The sequence below is a fragment of the Actinopolyspora alba genome (assembly GCF_900112765.1).
GTDB classification, from domain to species: domain Bacteria; phylum Actinomycetota; class Actinomycetes; order Mycobacteriales; family Pseudonocardiaceae; genus Actinopolyspora; species Actinopolyspora alba.
On the sequence record NZ_FOMZ01000011.1, the window covers coordinates 179,273 to 198,074 of the forward strand.

Annotated in this window: 20 protein-coding genes; 8 read left to right on the forward strand and 12 right to left on the reverse strand. The window is 66.2% G+C overall.

All coding sequences use genetic code 11. From position 1 onward, the window contains the following. Window positions 1–38: 38 nt before the first annotated feature. From BM150_RS17595 to BM150_RS17635, 9 genes are all read right to left on the reverse strand, one after another. Window positions 39–1,127 carry an ABC transporter ATP-binding protein gene (locus BM150_RS17595; protein WP_092928392.1) on the reverse strand — a complete coding sequence of 363 codons (1,089 nt, stop codon included), beginning with the start codon at window positions 1,125–1,127 and terminating at the stop codon, window positions 39–41. A 37-nt stretch (window positions 1,128–1,164) separates the two neighbouring features. Continuing rightward, window positions 1,165–2,316, reverse strand: a complete 1,152-nt coding sequence (locus tag BM150_RS17600; protein ID WP_092928393.1) for a Gfo/Idh/MocA family protein — start codon at window positions 2,314–2,316, stop codon at window positions 1,165–1,167. Window positions 2,317–2,387: 71 nt separating this feature from the next. After that, window positions 2,388–2,999, reverse strand: a complete 612-nt coding sequence (locus BM150_RS17605; RefSeq protein ID WP_092928394.1) for a hypothetical protein — start codon at window positions 2,997–2,999, stop codon at window positions 2,388–2,390. A 7-nt stretch (window positions 3,000–3,006) separates the two neighbouring features. Further along, window positions 3,007–3,873, reverse strand: a complete 867-nt coding sequence (locus BM150_RS17610; protein ID WP_092928395.1) for a carbohydrate ABC transporter permease — start codon at window positions 3,871–3,873, stop codon at window positions 3,007–3,009. Window positions 3,874–3,875: 2 nt separating this feature from the next. Continuing rightward, entirely contained in the window at window positions 3,876–4,853 is a 978-nt protein-coding gene (locus tag BM150_RS17615) for a carbohydrate ABC transporter permease (protein WP_092928396.1), read from the reverse strand. Beyond that, window positions 4,850–6,157, reverse strand: coding sequence for an ABC transporter substrate-binding protein (locus BM150_RS17620; RefSeq protein WP_092928397.1), 1,308 nt, complete (start codon window positions 6,155–6,157; stop codon window positions 4,850–4,852). The genes BM150_RS17615 and BM150_RS17620 overlap by 4 nt, the downstream gene beginning before the upstream one ends. After that, window positions 6,157–6,900: a cupin domain-containing protein gene (locus BM150_RS17625; protein WP_092928398.1), complete on the reverse strand. Its 744-nt coding sequence runs from the start codon at window positions 6,898–6,900 to the stop codon at window positions 6,157–6,159. The genes BM150_RS17620 and BM150_RS17625 overlap by 1 nt, the downstream gene beginning before the upstream one ends. A 9-nt stretch (window positions 6,901–6,909) precedes the next feature. Continuing rightward, on the reverse strand, window positions 6,910–7,830 hold the full coding sequence (locus BM150_RS17630; RefSeq protein WP_092928399.1) for a DUF6807 domain-containing protein: 921 nt from the start codon (window positions 7,828–7,830) through the stop codon (window positions 6,910–6,912). Beyond that, entirely contained in the window at window positions 7,827–8,918 is a 1,092-nt protein-coding gene (locus BM150_RS17635) for a Gfo/Idh/MocA family protein (protein ID WP_342752594.1), read from the reverse strand. The genes BM150_RS17630 and BM150_RS17635 overlap by 4 nt, the downstream gene beginning before the upstream one ends. 637 nt (window positions 8,919–9,555) lie before the next feature. Here BM150_RS17635 and BM150_RS17640 point away from each other — a divergent pair. The 4 genes from BM150_RS17640 to BM150_RS17655 all read left to right on the forward strand — a co-directional run bounded on the left by BM150_RS17640 (window position 9,556) and on the right by BM150_RS17655 (window position 11,441). Continuing rightward, window positions 9,556–9,927, forward strand: coding sequence for a peptidoglycan-binding domain-containing protein (locus BM150_RS17640; protein ID WP_217641724.1), 372 nt, complete (start codon window positions 9,556–9,558; stop codon window positions 9,925–9,927). A gap of 134 nt (window positions 9,928–10,061) precedes the next feature. Then, a complete protein-coding gene (locus BM150_RS17645) occupies window positions 10,062–10,472 on the forward strand; it encodes a peptidoglycan-binding domain-containing protein (RefSeq protein WP_092928402.1) in 411 nt (136 codons plus the stop codon). 112 nt (window positions 10,473–10,584) lie between these two features. After that, window positions 10,585–10,962 (forward strand): peptidoglycan-binding domain-containing protein, encoded by a 378-nt coding sequence (locus tag BM150_RS17650; protein WP_217641725.1) that lies wholly within the window; start codon window positions 10,585–10,587, stop codon window positions 10,960–10,962. Between the two features lie 83 nt (window positions 10,963–11,045). Beyond that, window positions 11,046–11,441: a peptidoglycan-binding domain-containing protein gene (locus tag BM150_RS17655; RefSeq protein WP_175496893.1), complete on the forward strand. Its 396-nt coding sequence runs from the start codon at window positions 11,046–11,048 to the stop codon at window positions 11,439–11,441. 146 nt (window positions 11,442–11,587) lie between these two features. Here BM150_RS17655 and BM150_RS17660 read toward each other — a convergent pair whose 3' ends face one another. From BM150_RS17660 to BM150_RS17670, 3 genes are all read right to left on the reverse strand, one after another. Continuing rightward, entirely contained in the window at window positions 11,588–12,982 is a 1,395-nt protein-coding gene (locus BM150_RS17660; RefSeq protein WP_092928404.1) for an alpha-amylase, read from the reverse strand. Between the two features lie 228 nt (window positions 12,983–13,210). Next, on the reverse strand, window positions 13,211–15,043 hold the full coding sequence (locus BM150_RS17665; protein ID WP_217641726.1) for an NB-ARC domain-containing protein: 1,833 nt from the start codon (window positions 15,041–15,043) through the stop codon (window positions 13,211–13,213). Window positions 15,044–15,336: 293 nt separating this feature from the next. Beyond that, window positions 15,337–15,777: an ArsI/CadI family heavy metal resistance metalloenzyme gene (locus tag BM150_RS17670; protein ID WP_092928406.1), complete on the reverse strand. Its 441-nt coding sequence runs from the start codon at window positions 15,775–15,777 to the stop codon at window positions 15,337–15,339. Window positions 15,778–15,862: 85 nt separating this feature from the next. On the opposite strand from BM150_RS17670, the gene BM150_RS17675 reads away from it, so the two are divergent. The 4 genes from BM150_RS17675 to trxB all read left to right on the forward strand — a co-directional run. After that, the gene (locus BM150_RS17675; RefSeq protein WP_092928407.1) at window positions 15,863–16,225 is read left to right on the forward strand and encodes an ArsR/SmtB family transcription factor; all 363 of its coding nucleotides are present in this window, start codon (window positions 15,863–15,865) and stop codon (window positions 16,223–16,225) included. Between the two features lie 168 nt (window positions 16,226–16,393). Beyond that, entirely contained in the window at window positions 16,394–17,452 is a 1,059-nt protein-coding gene (gene arsB / locus BM150_RS17680; protein WP_092928434.1) for an ACR3 family arsenite efflux transporter, read from the forward strand. Between the two features lie 31 nt (window positions 17,453–17,483). Further along, window positions 17,484–17,903, forward strand: a complete 420-nt coding sequence (locus tag BM150_RS17685; protein WP_092928435.1) for an arsenate reductase ArsC — start codon at window positions 17,484–17,486, stop codon at window positions 17,901–17,903. Continuing rightward, on the forward strand, window positions 17,900–18,802 hold a 903-nt coding region (trxB, locus tag BM150_RS17690; protein WP_092928408.1), incomplete at its 3' end, for a thioredoxin-disulfide reductase. The genes BM150_RS17685 and trxB, both read left to right, overlap by 4 nt.

The following is an 18,802-nucleotide window of genomic DNA, read 5'->3' on the forward strand; positions in this document are numbered from 1 at the left end:
ACCGGCCCGTGCGTGTCATGTTCGCGGGGTGTGGGGTTCTACTGCGGTCGGTTGCCACTCTCCGCGTCGAACAGGTGAATCTCCTCGGGGTCGCGCACCACCACGTGCACCGTGTCGCCCAGCGCCGGTGGCCTGCGCCCGTCGGCACGTACGATCAGCCGCTTGCCGTCCACGGCGGTCCGGCCGTGAATCAGGCAGTCGGCCCCCAGCTCCTCGACGAGTTCCACGTGCAGGGCGAGGCCGTCCGGCTGCTCGTCGGAGACCAGCCGCAGTGATTCGGGCCTGATTCCGACGGTGACCTCGGAACCACCTCCCAGGGACTCCATCGCCCCACGGGGGATCGGCAGGGTCACCTCGTCGAGCCGGGCACCACCGGCTGTCAGCGGCACGGTCTCCAGGTTCATCGCGGGTGAGCCGATGAAGCCCGCCACGAAGGCGTTGGCAGGGCGTTCGTAGAGCTCCCTGGGAGTGTCACACTGCTGCAGCACCCCGTCCGCCAGCACCGCCACGCGATGTCCCATCGTCATGGCCTCGGTCTGGTCGTGGGTGACGTAGATGGTGGTCGTGCCGAGTCTGCGCTGCAGCGCGGCGATGTTGGCCCGGGTCTCCACCCGCAGCTTGGCGTCCAGGTTCGACAGCGGTTCGTCCATCAGGAACACCGAGGGTTCCCGCACGATGGCCCTGCCCATGGCGACACGTTGTCGTTGCCCGCCGGACAGCGCTCTGGGCTTGCGGTCCAGGTACTCGGTCAGGTCCAACAGCTCGGCCGCCTCCGTCACCCGCTGCCGCACGTCCTGCTTGGGAATCCGGCGCAGCTTCAGTGCGAAACCCATGTTCTCGGCCACGGTCATGTGCGGATAGAGCGCGTAGGACTGGAAGACCATCGCGATGTCGCGGGACTTGGGTGGCATCGAGGTCACGTCGGTATCGCCGATGTGCACGCTGCCCTCGTCGATCTCCTCCAGCCCCGCCAGCATGCGCAGCGCGGTGGACTTGCCGGATCCGGAGGGTCCGACCAGCACCAGGAACTCGCCGTCGTCGACGGTCAGCCGTAGGTTGTCGACCGCGCGGACAGGGGAGTTACCGGTGAACACACGTGCGGCGTCGTGATAGGTCACTCGCGACATCGATCGTCCTTTCGGGGTGTTTCGCGGTTGTTCGACGTCACTGCTCGAGGTTTTCCAGCGGGATCCGTTGTCCGGTGCTGGAGGAACGCAGCCCCGCTTCGGCGAGCTGGATGCCGCGCGCACCCGCGAAGAAGTCGTACGGGTGGGGCCTGTCCCGGAGTACGTCGTGCAGGAACCGTTCCCACTGGGCCTTGAAACCGTTGCCGAACTCCTCGTTGTCCGGGACCTGCGACCACTGCTCGCGGAAACGTTCGCCGCTGGGTATATCGGGGTTCCACACCGGTTTCGGCGTCATCGACCGGTGCTGCACCCGGCAGCCGCGCAGCCCGGCCACGGCACTTCCCTCGGTACCGTCGACCTGGAACTCCACCAGTTCGTCGCGGTTGACCCGTACCGCCCACGAGGAGTTGATCTGTGCGATCACGCCGTCGGCGAGTTCGAAGATCCCGTAGGCGGAGTCGTCGGCCGTGGCCTCGTAGGCGTTGCCCTGCTCGTCCCAGCGGTGGGGGATGTGCGTGGTCGCCCTGGCCGTCACCGACTCCACGCGTCCGAACAGGTTCTCCAGCACGTAGTGCCAGTGGCAGAACATGTCCGAGACGATCCCGCCGCCGTCCTCGGTGCGGTAGTTCCAGCTCGGCCGCTGCGAGCTCTGCCAGTCGCCCTCGAATACCCAGTATCCGAATTCGCCGCGTACCGACAGCACCTTCCCGAAGAAACCCCCGTCGAGCAGCCTGCGCAGCTTCAACAGTCCGGGCAGGAACAGCTTGTCGTGCACCACGCCGTGCCGGATCCCGGCTTGTTCGGCGAGCCTGGCCAGCTCCATGGCACCGGCCGAGGTCTCGGCGACCGGTTTTTCAGAGTAGACGTGTTTGCCCGCCGCGACGGCTGCCCGGATTCCCCGTTCCCTGGCCGAAGTGATCTGGGAGTCGAAGTAGATGTCCACCGAGTCGTCGGACAGCACGGTGTCGAGCTCGGTGCTCCACTCGTCGATCGAGTGTTGTTGGGCTATCTCGGCGAGTTTGGCGGAGTTGCGGCCCACCAGGACCGGTTCCAGCATCACCCGCTCACCGTCGGCGACCTCGAGACCGCCCTGATCACGCAGTTCCAGGATGGAACGCAACAGGTGCTGGCGGTACCCCATTCGTCCGGTGACGCCGTTGAGTGCGATGCGCAGTGTTTTCCGCGACATGGATTCTTCCTCTGCTTGTCTGGAACGGAGAGTGTTCGGGGCCCCACGACCTCGCGCGGGGATCGACGGGGTCAGGGGGACGAAGCACGCGCCTGGACCGCCGTGGCGGCCAGGATCAGCGGCCCGAGTATCAGCACGACGAGCACGGGCATCATCCACACGCACAGTGCTGCCACCGCCACGGCCGCTAGCAGCAGTACGCTGCCCAGCGGATCCAGCACACTCGCCCATGCGGAGGTCCGCAGGGCCGCCAACCACCCGTGCTCGGATTCGGACAGCGCGACCGCCCGCAGGCAGACGGCCGCGAGCGTCGCCACCAGCAGCGTGAGTGTCACCGTGACGATTCCGGTGCCGGGAATGTCCTGGGTGCCGCGTATCAGCAGCAGGTCGATGATCAGCACTCCGCCGAGCAGCGTCATCACCAGTCCCGCCGTCAGATCGGCGGGACCACGTGCGCTCCCCAGGCGCCGTACCAACGTGCGGAAGTAGCCGCTCCCGTCGGGAGCGCGGCGTCCCTCGGAACGTGCTCGCAATTGCCCGCAGCCGGTGGACACCGCCGCGGGAGCGGTGATCACCGGCAGCGAGGCCAGCGTGGTGGCCACGCCGATGCCGAGCATGTCGGCGAACAGCTCGAACCCCGCGCCGAACGGGCCGCGCTGTCCACCGGCGTCGGTGGCTGTCATCCGGTACTCACCCCTTGACCCCGGAGCTGGCCATGCCCTCCACCAGGAATCGCTGGAAGGCCATGAAGAACAGCACGATGGGAAGCAGCGCGATCACCGACATGGCGAACATCGGACCGTAGGCGGACTGGCTGGAGGTGTCCACGAAGGAGCGCAGTGCCAGCGTGATCGTGAACTTCTCCGGCTCGAACAGATAGATCAGTTGCAGGAAGAAGTCGTTCCAGGTCCAGATGAAGGTGAAGATCGCGGTGGTGATCAGTGCCGGCCTGCTCAGCGGCAGGATGATCCGGAAGAAGGTTCGGAACGGCCCACATCCGTCGAGCGTGGCCGCCTCGTCGAGCTCCTTGGGAATGCCGCGCATGAACTGCACGGTCAGGAACACGAAGAACGCGTCGGTGGCCAGGAACTTCGGCAGCACCAGCGGCCAGAAGGTGTTGACCATCCCCAGCTGGTTGAACACGATGTACTGCGGGATCAGCACCGCGTGCTGCGGCAGCATGATCGTGGCCAGCATCAGCGCGAACAACGGTCCCCGCAGTGTGAAGCGCAGTCGGGCGAAGGCGTACGCGGCGAGCGAGCAGCTGATCACGTTGCCCAGCACCGCGCCGGTGGAGATGATCAGCGAGTTGCCGATCAGCCGCAGCACGCTCACCCCGCCCACGCCTTCCAGCGCGGTGGTGTAGTTGCTCATCGCCAGCCTGCTCGGCAGCAGCCGCAGGCTCGAGATCACCTCGTCGGCCGGTTTGAACGAGGTCGCGATCAGCCACGCCAGTGGATAGAGCATGACCAGCAACGCGGCCAGGCACCCGACGTGCAGCCCGACCCGGGCCCAATCGATGCGGCGCCCCGGTAAGGATTCTCGGACGGCTACCATCGTCACCCCTTATCGTTGTAGAAGACCCAGGAGCGCGAGCTGCGGAACAGCAGCGCGGTCACGATTCCGATGACCACGAGCAGCACCCAGGCCATCGCCGAGGCGTAGCCCATGTGCGAGGCGGTGAATCCGCGGTCGTACAGGTAGAGCGTGTAGAACAGCGTCGAGTCGGCGGGACCACCGCGACCGCCGCTGACCGTGAACGCCGGGGTGAACACCTGGAACGCCTGGATGGTCTGCAGCACCAGGTTGAAGAACAGCACCGGTGAGAGCATCGGCAGCGTGACCGACAGGAACCGCCTCATCCGTCCGGCTCCGTCCACCTCGGCCGCTTCGTACAGCTCGTTAGGCACCTGCTGCAGCCCGGCCAGAAAGATCACCATCGGCGCGCCGAACTGCCAGATCGTCAGCAGCGCGACCACCAGCAGTGCCCAGCCCGGTTGGTTCACCCAGCCGCCCATGTCGATCCCGAACGTCGACAGCATGTCGTCTACCGTGCCGCCGTCGTTGAACAGCGCGCGCCAGACCAGGGCGATACTCATGCTCGCTCCCAGCAGGGAGGGGGCGTAGAACGCCGAGCGATAGAACCCCTTGCCGCGCCCGATGGAGTTCAGCGCCAGCGCCACGGCGAGGGCCACCGCCAGCTGCAGCGGTACCGCCACCAGCACGTAGATCAGCGTGTTCAGCGCCGATCTCCAGTAGCGGGGATCGGAGGTGAACATGTGGACGTAGTTGTCCAGCCCCACCCACTCCGGGGCGGTGAACAGGTCGTACTGGGTGAACGACAGGTACAGCGAGACCAGCATCGGGGTCAGCGTCAGTACCGCCGCCCCCAGCAGCCACGGTGACAGAAAGACCCAGGCGGCCCCCTCACGTCGTCGGGGGCGATTCCGCGCGGTGGCGGAATCCGCGGCGGCGGACTCGGAATCCGGTCTCCCGCGCGGTGGACTCACCTGTTGATCAGGTGCTTCGACGTTCATCGCTGCAGCTCCGATCTCGCGTTGGTGAGGAACTGCTCAGCCGTTCTTCGTGGTGACTGCAGTTCGAAGCCGACATGGTCGTAGTCGCGTTGAAAGGCGGTTTGCAGCGCCAGATCTCCTTGCGGGGGAGCGCTCGGCGGTGCCAGCAGTTTGCCGTCCAGGCTTTCCTGGAACTCGGCGATGCGTTTGTCCAACCCGGTCAGGGTGGGGGTGATGTTCTCGCGGATCGTCCGGTTGACGGGCAGTCCCCGGCTCACTCCCAGAATCTCGCCCGCCCGGGGATCGTTGATCAGAAAGTCGACGAGCTTCGATGCCGCCTCCGGATGGGGGCTGTTGGCCGAGACACCGATCAGCATGGAAGGTTTGAAGTACTGTCCCGGTGTGCCGTCCGGCCCGACCGGCAGTGGAGCCAGCCGCAGGCTGTCGCCGATCAGGGCCTGGAAACCGCCCACCGCCGAGTCCCAGGTGAACCCGGACAGCGCGTTGCCCCGCCCGAACGGCATGTTCGCCGCGGAACCGTCGATCTGGGTGGTCTGGCGAGCCGGGCTTACCGCGCCCTGTTGGCTGAGCTCGTTCGTGGTGCGCCAGAACTCGGCGAGATCCGCCGCGTCGTAGTTCAGCTTCCCGCTGTCGGTGTAGAGGCCCTTGCCGCGGCCGCGCAGCCACACCTCGAACCAGTCCTCGCTCCACCCCGGATCGGTGGCCCCGGTCCTGTCGGTGGCCTCGCCCAGCTCGCGCATCGCGCGGCTCCAGTCCTGCCAGGTCCAGCCGTACTCCGGCTCGGCGACTCCGGCCCGCTGCCACCGGGCGGAGTCGTAGACCATCACCTGCGAGGTCCGGCCCATCGGGATGGCGTACTGCTCGCCGCTCGACTGGCCCGTGCGCAGCATCGCCGAGGTTACGTTCCCGGTGCTGATGGCGGACTGCTCGTCGAGGTCGAGCAGCAGACCCGCCGAGGCGTACTGGCTGATCTGACGGTAGTCCAGCTGCATCACGTCGGGCGCGTTGCCACCGGCCGCCTGGGTGGCCAGCTTCTGGATGTAGGAGTTGTAGCTGGAGAACGAGGTCTGTACCTCGATGTCGGGGTTGCGCCGCTCGAACAGCTCGACGGCCTCGTTGGTGACCTCGGCCCGGTCGGCGTTTCCCCACCAGCTGAACTGCAGTTCGATCTTGCCGCCCGCAGCGCCGTCGGCGCTCGCGCCGCACCCGGCGAGCAGGCCGCACAACAGCAGTACCGCCGTCGTCAGCACGGGGACTCTACCGGCCGGTGTCGGTTTCGGGTCTCTCGTCGCTCGCTGCCGCATCACTCGCCTCCGTACGCGACGGTCGTGCCGGGAATCTCGTACTCGTCGCGTCTGCCGCACATGCCGTACCCGCCGTGCCTCGACGGATGTGCCAGCCGCACCCGCGAGTTCGCGAGCTCGGCCGTGTCGCCCTCGGCCAGTGCGTCCAGTCGTGCGCCGGTTCGTTCGGCCGCGGCCAGCGCACCGCCGCGCCACAGCGTTTTCCAACGCTCCACCCGGGGCCTCACCAGTGCCGCGGCCGCGCGATGGAACTCGCGCAACGGTTCCGGGTCCCCGGCGCGCAGCGCGTCCCGCAGCGGCAGGTAACCGGACACCGCCAGATCCCTGCGCCGTCGGGCCGCCTGTTCCGCGTTCGCGCCATCGGGCAATGCCGCGGCCGCGGCGTAGGCGTCCCGGTCGGCCAGGATCTCCGGTGGAAAGGTGAACACCGCGTCACCCGCCTCCGGCAGCCCGCTGTTCTGCATCAGCACCGTGACGCGCAGCCGCTCGTGCCCCACCATGCGGTGTACAGTGCCCGGTTCGAACCACACGACCGCTCCGGCGGTGAGCTCGTCCTCGCGGTAGCCCGCCGAACTCAGGGTCTGCACCACGCCGCTGCCTTCGATGACCACATAGGCCTCCGTGCAGGCCAGGTGCATGTGTGGACTTCCGCCGCCGAGCCCGTCCGAGGCGGGCCAGTCGTAGCAGTCCACATGGGAAATGCCGATCGCTCCGGGAAGCGGTATCGGCCGGTCCTCGGTCATGCCGACCTCCTACCAGGAGTGTTCGTCGAGTTCTCGTTCGATCTGTTCGTGATTCCTGGCCCCGTCGGCCAGCAGGATTCGATAGGTGTAGGAGAAGCCTTCTCCCGGCGGGAGTTCGAACTCCTCGAAAAACGCCCAGGACAGTGCCACGGCGGGAGTGGGTTCCGAGCGCACGAACCAGTGGGACTCGTGAATGGCGTGATCGTTCGCCGGAGCGTGTTCGAAGACCACCGTGGAACAGCGGTCGACCTCGTCGTGCTCCCCGACGAACCCCAGCCAACGCGCCTGGCGTCCCATCATCCCGGCCTCGCCGGAAATCCCACCCGGACCGAGCACGTCGCCGCCGGTGAACTCGCGCGGGCCGCGCCAGTGCAGCCCGGTGTAGCCCGCCATCTCACGTCCGGCGGTGGTCGGGCTGCCGAACCGCAGCGGTTGCTCACGCACGTTGACCAGTCGGATGGACCAGTCGAGTGCCCAGCTGCCCCGTTCCGGATCGACGGAGTGCACCCTGATGGTGCGGTGCTCTCGTGCCCAGGGGGTTCCGTCGTTGTGCAGCCAGTGCAACCGTTCGGTGAACCGCAGCTCGTCGGTCTCGACCTCGAAGGACTCGAACTCGTCGTGGCGCATCGAGCCGATTCGTTCCGGGAGTTCCCGGTAGCCCTCGCCGGTGACGTAGCTGTGCCCGCCCCAGAAGTTCTGGCCCGAAACGTGGCTGGCCGTCAGTTGCAGCCCCTTGTGCCAGCGATGGTCGTTCGGCCGGTATCCGGTGACGGTGCTTCCCGCCAGGGTGCGCAGCGGGTGCGCGTACGGCTTCCGCGATTCGTACTCGACCGGGTCCGGTTTGTACACGTAGTTCAGGATCTCGGTCCCCGCCGCGGCGACCGTGATGTTCTCGCCGTGCCGGTGGGTCACGGTGATCGGATGGCTCATGATCGCGTCGTCTCTCCGTTACCGGTCAGTTTCTCGGGGAAGCCGCCGTGGATCACGGTGTGGAACGGGTCGTCGGGACCGATCTCGCCCGAGCGCACCTCCCGACCGGTGGCAGCGGACTTGTACAGCGCGGTGACCAGTTCCAGAATTCTGCGGCCGTCCCGCTCGTCGCAGGGTGGGCGTCCGCCCTCGCGCATCGCCGTGACCAGCTCTCGCAGCATGGCGCCGTGGGAGCTGGGCTCGTCGTGTTCCGGGGTGCGCCAGCGTTCGATCCGCGCCTCGTCGGTGACGTGCGGTGCCGGGGTGTAGCGCCAGTCCTCGTTGCGGTGGCCGTACAGGTGGGTGAGCTCGACGGTGGCCTCCGAGCAGTCCAGTCGGATCCTGCTCATCTCGTCGGGGGAGAGCAAGCTGTTGACCACGGTGGCCATCGCCCCGGACTCGAATCGCACCAGCGCGGTCGACACGTCCTCGGTGTCCACCTCGTGCCAGAGTCGTCCGGTCATGGCCCGGACTTCGGTCCACGGCCCGAGCAGATGCAGCAGCAGGTCGAGCTGGTGGATCCCGTGGCCCATGGCCGGGCCGCCGCCCTCGGTCTCCCACTTGCCGCGCCACGGGGCGGCGAAGTACTCGGAATCGCGGTACCAGGTGGTCTGGCAGTGCGCGACGAGGGGAGTGCCCAACTCCCGCGTCGCCAGCAGTTCACGGGCGTGCCGTGCTCCCGAACCGAATCGCTGCTGGAAGACGAAGGACACGTAGGGACCGTCGGCTCCCTGCGCCGCGATCATCTCCTCGTAGCCCGCCAGCGACAGGCAGGGCGGTTTCTCGCACCACACCCAGGCACCGCTGCGCAGGGAACTGGTGACGAGCTCCACGTGTGAGGCGGGTGGGGTGCAGACCGAGACGAGGTCGGGGCTTTCGGCGGAGAGCATCTCGTCGACATCGGTGTAGCCCCGTAGCTCGTGCTCGCCGGAACGGCGGAAGGCGTGCAGCCGTTCGGGGTCGACGTCGACGGCTGCCACGGGCTCGACGTCGTCGTGCTCGGACATGGCGGACAAGTGGTGTGCGGCGACGGCGCCGGTTCCGATGATCGCGGCCCGTAGGCGGTGGTCGGCGGGGGACGTGGCTTTCTCCTCTCGGGTTTGTCGAGGCCCTGTCACCTCGACCGGAAAGTTGGAAAGCGCTTTCTCGTGTTGCGAGACATTAACCCGGGTGTAACGCCGACCACAAGGGGAGCGTCGGATTTCGGGGGGCGGGTGGTCGCTTCCAGGGCTACGCCGAAGGGGCGGCATCACCCGGCGGATCGCTTCCCGCCGTCTGCGGACTCGTGGCTGTGCTGATCGGGCGAGGAGGTTTCCACCGGGAGTTGCCGATGATCACGCTCGGCGGCCACTGGCCGCGAAGCCCAACTTGTCGCGGGCACAACGAGTAGCCGGTGCGCGAACATTTCGTGACCGTTTTGCTGTCCAGTGTTTCCGGGCTGCTCCGTTTGCCGCGAGCGGCACGAACGAGCCGTCGATGAATGGTCCGTACCGGTGAGTCAGTCGCGTCCGTTCGGGTCTGGTGCGAATAATTGATTCTGTGTATCTCACCTCGGTCGGATCGTTGGTCTGTTCGGGTGAAAATGCATTCGCGCTGTTGTTTCTCTGTGAATTTTTTGGCAGTGTCTTGTGCGGAATTCTGGCGGAGCGAATTATTTGGAGGTTTTGAGTGTTCCGTGTTTCACGGGTGTCTTTTGTTGCGGTTCTGGTCTCTCTCGGGCTGAGCGGCGGAATCGCCTCCGCGGGTGCGCAGGAGCGCACGTTCGAAGCGCTTGCCTTGCCGACCTGCACGATCAGCGACAGCAGTGTTCCCGCGACCTCGAGCGGGGACCGTGATTGTGTGCTGGCGATCGGGAACGCCAACGAGGCGGTGGAAGTTCTGCAGTGGTCGCTGCGGTACTGCAACAGCCAGGACATCGCCGTCGACGGGATCTACGGGCCCAACACGGAGTCCGCCGTCGAGAATGTGCAACGTGCCGCCGGTATCGCGGTGGACGGAGTCTACGGTCCCGAGACGCGGAGAAATATGCTGTGGATCGACTACGGGGAATGTGTGTAGTGCCGAAAGCCTCGTCGCGGTGCGCTGAAACGTCTTTCCGTGCCGTGAGATTCTCGTCGGTTCGCCCGTGTCGAGGGTTGTGAATCCGGATTCCGCATTACTGATATGGAACGAGTGGGTTTCAGGGGATTGCTATGAGTCGAATACGCGGTGCGGTGGCCGCTGCCGTGGGGGCGGGAGCGTTGGTGTTCTCCCTCGGTGCGGGAACGGCCGGAGCCGTATCAGGAGCCGATGAGGTGACCACGTCCGCGTTGCCCACGTGTGTCGAGAGCTGGGGATTCGTGCCCGCCACCGATGACGGGGATCATGACTGCCTGCTCGGCCAGGGGGTCTCCAATAACGCCGTGAGGTCCCTACAGCGGTCGTTGTATTTCTGCAACGGTCAGGACATCGCGGTGGACGGTATCTATGGTCCCAATACGGCGGCTGCTGTGCGCGCGGTGCAGCGTTCGGCGGGGATCGCCGTGGACGGTGTCTACGGTCCGAACACTCGCGACGTGATGTCCTTCAGGATTTATTCCGACTGTCAGGATTTCAACGGATGATAGGTATTCGCTGAATTCATCCGGAGTTCTGGGTGGTAGTCGAATTTCAGATCTTTTCGGGGGAAGAACCGTATTGTTCGCAGTGACGATGTTCCGAGGATTTCGTACGGCCGTGGGGGCGCTCGCGATCGTGCTGATGGCTTCGCCGGTGCTGTTGGGAAGCGCCGCGGCCGCGGACGGAGCCGACCGTGCCGACGTGTTGGCACTGCCCACCTGTACCACTGGTGAATGGTGGATTCCCGCCACCGCGAGTGGTGACTCCGACTGTATTCTCGCCAGGGGAAACGCCAATGATGCCGTCCGGCATCTACAGCGTTCGCTGCGTGATTGCAACGGGCAGAATATCGCAGTGGACGGGATCTACGGTCCCGGGACCGAAGCCGCCGTGATGAACGTGCAGCGTTCGGCGGGGATCGCCGTGGACGGTGTCTACGGTCCGAACACTCGCGACGTGATGTCTCATTCGATCCACTTCAACTGCAGTGAATGACGGTCCTTCTGTTTAGTCGGGTGGCCGGTGGGCACAACTTTGCGGAGCCGATCACACGATCTTCTTGGAAAGGTGGAGTGAGGATGACCCGTTTCCTTCGTATGTTGGGAACCACTGCCGCGATGGTGCTGGTGACGTTGGGAGCCGTCGGCGGAACCGCCGCGGCCGGGACCACCGATTCCTCCGGTGCACTGGCGTTACCCACGTGTACTCGGACGAGTTGGGGAATACCTGCGACAGAGAGCGGAGATGCGGACTGCCTGCTGGGGCAGGGAGTTTCGAATTTGGCGGTTACCGAGCTGCAGTACTCGTTGAAGGAGTGCCACGGTTTTTCGATCGCGGCGGACGGTATCTATGGTCCCAATACGGCTGCTGCTGTGCGTTCGGTGCAGCGTTCGGCGGGGATCGCCGTGGACGGTGTCTACGGACCGAACACCCGGGCCGCGATGTTGTGGCGCGTGAACGGATGCCAGTTCTGAGTTCCGAAGCCGTGCGCTTTCTGCTCAGCTGAGGGGAGCACAACCGCCGGGGGGCACGGCGCGCCAACAGTGCGCGTCGTGCCCCCCGGTGTTCCACTGCGGGGGCGTTTCGGAGTGCTGTTTCCGGATCGGGTGGTCGGGTCGGATCAGCTCCCGCAGGTCCGTGCGTCCACGTGCAACGCGAGTGCCGTGTTCGAGCCGAGCGTGGCCGTGAACCGTCCCGAGGAGTCGACCGTGACGGGCGTGTCACGCTGCACGTCGCAGTACTCGCCCGCGGGCAACGAGGTCTGGAAGGTCCGGCTCAGCGAAGTGGTCTCGTGGTTGATGGCCACGAACCCACTGCTGCCTCGTCCGAACGCGATGGCGTCGTTGCCGTTGTCCCACCAGTCGGTCACCGTCGTGCCGTCGGTGGCGTTGCGGAAGGCGACCATCGACTCGATCTCCGGCCAGGCGTGCTGGCACTTCCAGCCGTCCTGCCAGCACGCGTTGACCGCCCCGCCGTTGGGCGGCCCGGCGTCGGTGTCGCTGAACTCGTAGCCGGAGTGCACGTCGGGAGATCCGTAGGGCCAGGCCAGCATGAAGACGTTGGCCAGCGTGTAGTTCGCGCCGTCCTTGTAGTTGAGCGTGTCACCGTTGCGTTCGGTGTCGTGATTGTCCACGAAGACCGTCGCCCGGGAGGAATCCATGTAGTCCCAGCCCTCGCCGTAGTTGTTCAGGTACGCGAGCTTCTCCTCGTTGAACACGCGCTTGAGGTCGCGGGCGTAGCGGAACTCCTGGACGTCGCCGGTCCCGAGGTACTCGGTGGGGGATACGACCTCGCCGGAGCCGTAGATCACTTCCTGCTTCCAGTAGACGTTCGGGTCACTCAGCCGGGACTTGATGTCGGCCAGGTCCGCGGCGGCCATGTGCTTGGCCGCGTCGATGCGAAAACCGTCCACTCCCAGCGAAAGCAGATCGTTGAGGTAAGCGGCGATACGACCACGCACGTATTCCTCACCCGTGTCGAGATCGGAGAGATCGAGTAGTTCGCAGTTCTGCACCCGCCACTTGTCGCTGGTGTAGTCCGATTGGTTTATCGCGGACATGCAGTTGTCGAAATCGTAGGACGAATAGATTCCGGGATAGTTGTATTTCTCGTAGGACGAGCCGCCTGTTCCGGTGCCCGAACCCGCGGACATGTGGTTGATCACCGCGTCGGCGATGACCTTCACCCCGGCGGCGTGGCAGGTCTCGATCATGTCGGCGAAGGCGGTGCGGTCACCCAGTCGCGAGGCGATCCGGTAGCTCACTGGTTGGTAGGAGGTCCACCACTGTGACCCTTGGATGTGCTCCTGCGGCGGAGAAACCTGCACGGCACCGTATCCGGCCGGGCCGAGTCGGTTCGTGCACTCCTCGGCCACCGAATCGTACTTCCACTCGAACAGTACGGCTGTGACGTCCTTGCCGCCGGGTAAGTCGGATCGGGCCTGGGTCGGCACGGCGACGGCCAGAGCGGTGCTCGCCACAAACGCGAGCGCGACTCCCAGATATTTTCGAAGCATGATTCCTCCGATGCGGCGGGAACGGGGTTTCGTCGCTTCCGTCGCCGCGTAAAAGATCTTGATTATTTGCGTAATCGACCGTGTAGCGGATCACGGAAACGGTGCAGCGGATTACGCGAACAGTCAATATCTGAACGAATCTTGCTTTTTGACGTGCGTTTTTCGGCGCGCACGTCGGCGCCTGACCTCGAGCAGTGGTGTGGCGACGATCGGCTTACCGAGCGGCGCTCATCCGATACGGTGGTTACCGCTCGTTTCGGCTCGTGGTACGCGATCACGCGAGAGCGCGGCGGAAGAGATTCGGATGATTTTCCGCTCACCGGGTCGTTCGTCCGATGTGTTCGATTCCGTGCCGTCGTGGCCGCTTCCTCGTCTCGCCGCACTGGTGAGTTCGGACAGTGTCGTGGACAGCTCCGCACTGTCCCAACCGGCCTCGGGCAACCGGGGCGCCGGAAGGCACACGTCCATGGCCGCGTCGAAGTGTTCCAGGTCCAGGTAGGCGAAGGCGAGTTGGCACCGGAGTCGTGACTCGGCCAACGGGTGACCCAGGCGTGACGCCGCCTCGATTCCGAGGCGGTGCGAGTCGATCCAGTCCCGGTAGTGCTTGCGGTGGAAGAAGAATCCCCACATCGCTTCGCACAGTTGCCAGACCGGTTCGTCCCACTGGTTGTGGTGGGCTTCGATGATGACCGCCCGCAGATTGCCGCGTTCGCGCTCGAACCAGTCCAGCGCCGACTCGGGGCTGTCCCAGACGGGCCAGTCGTTGGCCCGGCTCGGGTAGTGTCGGCCGAACCTGGGACGGCGAGGCGTGATGACCAGGTCGGCTTCGACGGCGCGACCGATGTACCAGTCGATGACGCTGTGCAACGTGCGGCGCCTGACTCCCGGGGAGTCCTCGCCGAGACTCATCGTCCGCGCGTGCGCGAGGACGAGGTCGTGGAACCAGTATCGCTGTTCACCTGCTCCCAACAGCCTGGCGTCCCGCAGCTCCGCCAACACCCGTTCGGAATCGCTGCCCTCGATCCCGGCGAGGTGATGGGTCAGCGCGACGGGGAGATCTCCCCGCGGGTGCTGTGCCAGTCTGCGGTAGAGCGTGGCGGCCTGCGGTGACAGGCCCTGGTAGCAGATGTCGACCACGCTGTGCGCCGCGAAGTCCTCGCTCCGGGGGAGCGTAGTCAGCCGCTTTCGCTGTTCCCGCACCAGGTTGGCCGCGTGTGCCAGTGACCGGTGGGGTCGGGCGGCCAGCCACGCCGATATCTCAGTGGCGGCCAGGGGGGAGCCCGCGCACAGTTTGGCCAGTAGCCGGGCGTTGCCCATCTCGCGCGACACCCGCGAGCGGCCGAGCTTGCGGGAGAGTATGTGCACCACGTCCTCGGCGTTCAGCGGCGCCAGCTCCATGAACCTGGCACCCTCCATCGTCAGACCGACCAGGCGACTCCTGCTGGTGACCAGCAGCGTGCTCGTCGCCGACTCCGGCAGCAGCGGCCTTACCTGTGCGGTCGAGACGACGTTGTCCACCAGCACCGACAGTGATCGCCCCGCGGTGATCGAGCGGTACCAGCTCAGCCGTTCGGCCATCTCCAGCGGAACCCGTTCGGGCGGCACCCCCAGTGCTCGCAGCAGTCGCCCGAGCAGTTCCGCGGCCGCGATGGGGTGTTCGGCGGAGCGGGTTCCCGCGTCGACGTAGAGCTGTCCGTCCGGAAATCTCCGCTCGTGCTGCCGCAGCCAGTGGCAGGCCAGCGTCGTTTTCCCGATCCCGCCGGATCCGGTCAGCGCGACGAGCAGTGCGCGTTCGGAGTTCTCCCGATGCCATGCCTCCATGCGGTTGAGCTCGGATGTGCGTCCCACGAAGAGCCCGGAAGGCGGCGGCAGTTGATGGGCGACGACGGGCACCACGTCGAGCCGGCCGGGGAGATTACCGGGGGAACGTCTGTCGAGAACTCCGGCGGTGCGGGCCTGGTCCGACGCTTCGTCGTGGCGCGTGATGGGGGCGCCGGTGCGGGCCACATCGTTGGCAGCGCCGCGGGCAGCGATGTCCCCGGTGGCGATCTCCCCTGTCACGCTCGGCTCCACACTTCGTGGCATACATCCGACTCCGCCCGTACGAGCAACCGGTCACTCGGGACAATCCCGCCGTTCGTCTCCCTTTCAGGTAAATGTGTTCGGCGGTCTCGAACAAGCACTTCCACCGGCGAGTCCGGAAATCGGTGCGATCTTCTTCTGCGCTGTTCGTGGTCGCCGCCTGGCGGCGTGGCGTGGCTTTCGGGGATTTCGCGAGAAATTGGCGGCCCGAGGGGTGTCGATCGGGGTCTCCCCCGACCGAGCACCTCCTCGGGAGCGAACGGAAACTTCGATCATCCGGCTGCTTCCGCCGTGGTGCCGCAGCAGGCGGCTCCGCCACCGCTCGGGCCGCTGCGCTCGGAGTCGGGGAAGTCGTCGGTGACGGTGTACACCTCCCAGGGCTCCCGGCCGGGGCCGTGCACCCACACCTTGTCCTGGGTGGCGTAGCAGCAGGTCGTGTCGTCCTCGACGCGAGTGAACAGGCCGAGTTCGGACAGCCGCCGCGTGGCGTCGTGAACGGTGTCGCTGTCGGCCACCTCGACACCGAGATGATCCATCACGGTGCCCTGCTCCGCTTCGCCTTCCAACAGCACGAGCTTCAGCGGCGGCTCCGTCACGGCGAAGTTGGCATAGCCGGGGCGCAGCTTGGCCGGCTCGGTGCCGAGCAGCCTGGTGTAGAAGTCGATCGATCGCCGCAGGTCGCCGACACGCAGGGCGAGTTGAACGCGGGACATGATCTCTCCCTTGGTTAGATAGTTGTCTAAACAGCTGGACGATTCGTAGTTTGCGCCTTGGTTAGACATCTGTCAATGTAGAAGTATGTCGAATCAGGAGCGGGGGAACGAGCGCTGGTGCTGTTCACCGGTGACGGGGGAGCCGCTGTCCGCCGAGCAGGCCACGGACCTCTCGGCGGTGTTCAAGGCGCTGGGTGATCCGGTGCGCCTGCGACTGCTGTCGTTGATCGCCGCCCACGCGGGTGGGGAGGCGTGCGTGTGCGATCTGAGCGGCGCGTTCGACCTGTCCGGGCCGACGATCTCGCACCACCTCAAGGTGTTGCGCGAGGCCGGGGCCATTACCGGCGAGCGGCGAGGCACCTGGGTCTACTACCGGGTGCTGCCGGAGACCCTGCAGCGGTTGTCGGCGGTTCTCGGCCCGGCCCCGGCGGTGTCCACATCGGCTTGATTCCCGAACGTCGGGCATCCCCGGACGGCAGGCTTCGTCACGAGCACCGCGGCGAACCGAGCCGCCGGGTTCCCAGTACAACCATGATCAGGAAACCTGCGAGGTGACGCCGTGACGGACACGGCCCAGCAATCGTCCGAGACCACCGTGGCCCGGCGGTTGTCGTTGATGGACCGGTTCTTACCCCTCTGGATCGGCGCTGCCATGTTGTTGGGCTTGCTTGCCGGTCGGTTCGTGCCGGGGTTGAACACGGCGTTGAACTCGCTGCACGTGGTCTCCGGAGTCTCACTGCCGATCTTCGTCGGGCTGTTGGTGATGATGTATCCGGTGCTGGCCAAGGTGCGCTACGACCGGCTGGACACCGTCACCGGCGACCGGCGGCTGCTGGTCAGCTCGCTGGTTGTCAACTGGCTGGTGGGACCGGCCGTGATGTTCGCGCTGGCCTGGACGTTCCTGCCCGACCTGCCCGAGTACCGCACCGGGCTGATCATCGTCGGGTTGGCGCGCTGCATCGCCATGGTCATCATCTGGAACGATCTGGCCTGCGGTGACCGGGAGGCCGCCGCCGTGCTGGTGGCGCTGAACTCGGTGTTCCAGGTGATCGCCTTCGCCGGTCTCGGCTGGTTCTACCTGAGCGTGCTGCCCGGCTGGCTGGGGCTGGCCCGGGTAGGGCTGGACGTCTCGGCCTGGCAGATCGCCCAGTCCGTGCTCATCTTCCTCGGCATCCCGCTGATCGCGGGCTACTTGTCGCGGCGTCTCGGCGAGCGCGCCAAGGGGCGTGCCTGGTACGAGGCGACGTTCCTGAACAAGGTCGGCCCGCTGGCCCCGTACGGCCTGCTGTTCACCATCGTGGTGCTGTTCGCCCTGCAGGGCGGGGCGATCACCAGCCAACCCCTCGACGTGGCCCGCATCGCGCTGCCGCTGCTGGTCTACTTCGTGGTCATGTGGGCGGGAACCTTCGTCCTCGGCAAGGGGTTGCGGATGTCGTACGAGCGCTCGACCACGCTGGCGTTCACCGCCGCGGGCAACAACTTCGAGCTGGCGATCGCCGTGGCCATCGCCACCTTCGGCGTGACCAGCGGTCAGGCGCTGGCCGGTGTGGTCGGCCCGCTCATCGAGGTCCCGGTGCTGGTCGGGTTGGTCTACGTGTCCCTGGCCGCGCGCCGCTGGTTCCGCGACGATTCGACCACCCCACCCGTCGCCGCCGGTGTCGCCCGGCAGCGCTGACCCCGCTCGAACGCGACCCGAGGAGCGATCCGTGTCCGTCACACCCGAAGTGCTGTTCGTCTGCGTGCACAACGCCGGACGGTCCCAGATGGCCGCCGCCCTGCTCGATCACCACGCCCAGGGCGCCGTGGCCGTCCGTTCGGCCGGTTCCACCCCGGCCGAGGAGGTCAACCCGGCCGTGGTCGAGGTCATGAACGAACTCGGCCTCGACGTGTCCCAGCGGTTCCCGAAGAAGCTGACCACCGAATCGGTGGAGGCCTCCGACGTGGTGATCACGATGGGCTGCGGGGACGCCTGCCCGGTCTTCCCGGGCAAGCGTTACATCGACTGGCAGCTCGACGACCCCGCCGGCAAGACCGCCGAGCAGATCCGCCCCATCCGAGACGACATCGACACCCGCGTTCGGCAGCTGCTGAGCGAGCTCGTGGGAGAAGAGGAGACCAACCGGTGACTGGCGACGTGCGGAACGTGATTGTCGTTGGCTCGGGTCCTGCCGGCTACACCGCTGCGGTGTATGCGGCGAGGGCGGAGTTGCGGCCGCTGGTTTTCGAGGGCACCCAGTACGGCGGTGAACTCATGAACACGACCGATGTGGAGAACTATCCCGGATTCCGTGATGGGATCATGGGTCCTGAGCTCATGGAGCAGTTCCGTTCGCAGGCGCAGCGCTTCGGGGCGGAGCTCAAGACCGGCGACGTCGAGGAGATCGATCTCGGCGGGGAGATCAAGACCGTCACGTCGGGTGGTGTGGAGTACCGGGCCAGGGCCGTGATCCTGGCGATGGGTGCGGCGGCGCGTTATGTCGGTGTTCCCGGTGAGGATCGGTTGCTGGGGCGTGGGGTGTCCTCGTGTGCCACCTGTGACGGTTTCTTCTTCCGGGATCAGGACATCGCCGTGGTCGGTGGTGGGGATTCCGCCATGGAGGAGGCGACCTTCCTGACCCGGTTCGCGAGGTCGGTGACGATCCTGCATCGCCGTGAGGAGTTCCGCGCTTCCAAGATCATGCTTGAGCGGGCGCGGGCGAACGAGAAGATCCACTGGCGCACGAACAGCGTGGTCACCGAGGTCAATGGTGAGGGCACCGTCTCGGGGTTGACCGTGCGGGACACCGTCACCGGGCAGGAGTCGCAGCTGGCGGTGACGGGCATGTTCGTCGCGATCGGGCACGATCCGCGCAGCAAGGTCGTCGCCGACCAGGTCGGGGTGGACGAGGAAGGCTATGTGCGGGTGCACCATCCTTCGACCGCCACCGATGTCCCGGGTGTGTTCGCCGCGGGTGATCTGGTGGACAAGACGTACCGGCAGGCTGTCACGGCTGCCGGTTCGGGCTGTCAGGCGGCCATCGACGCG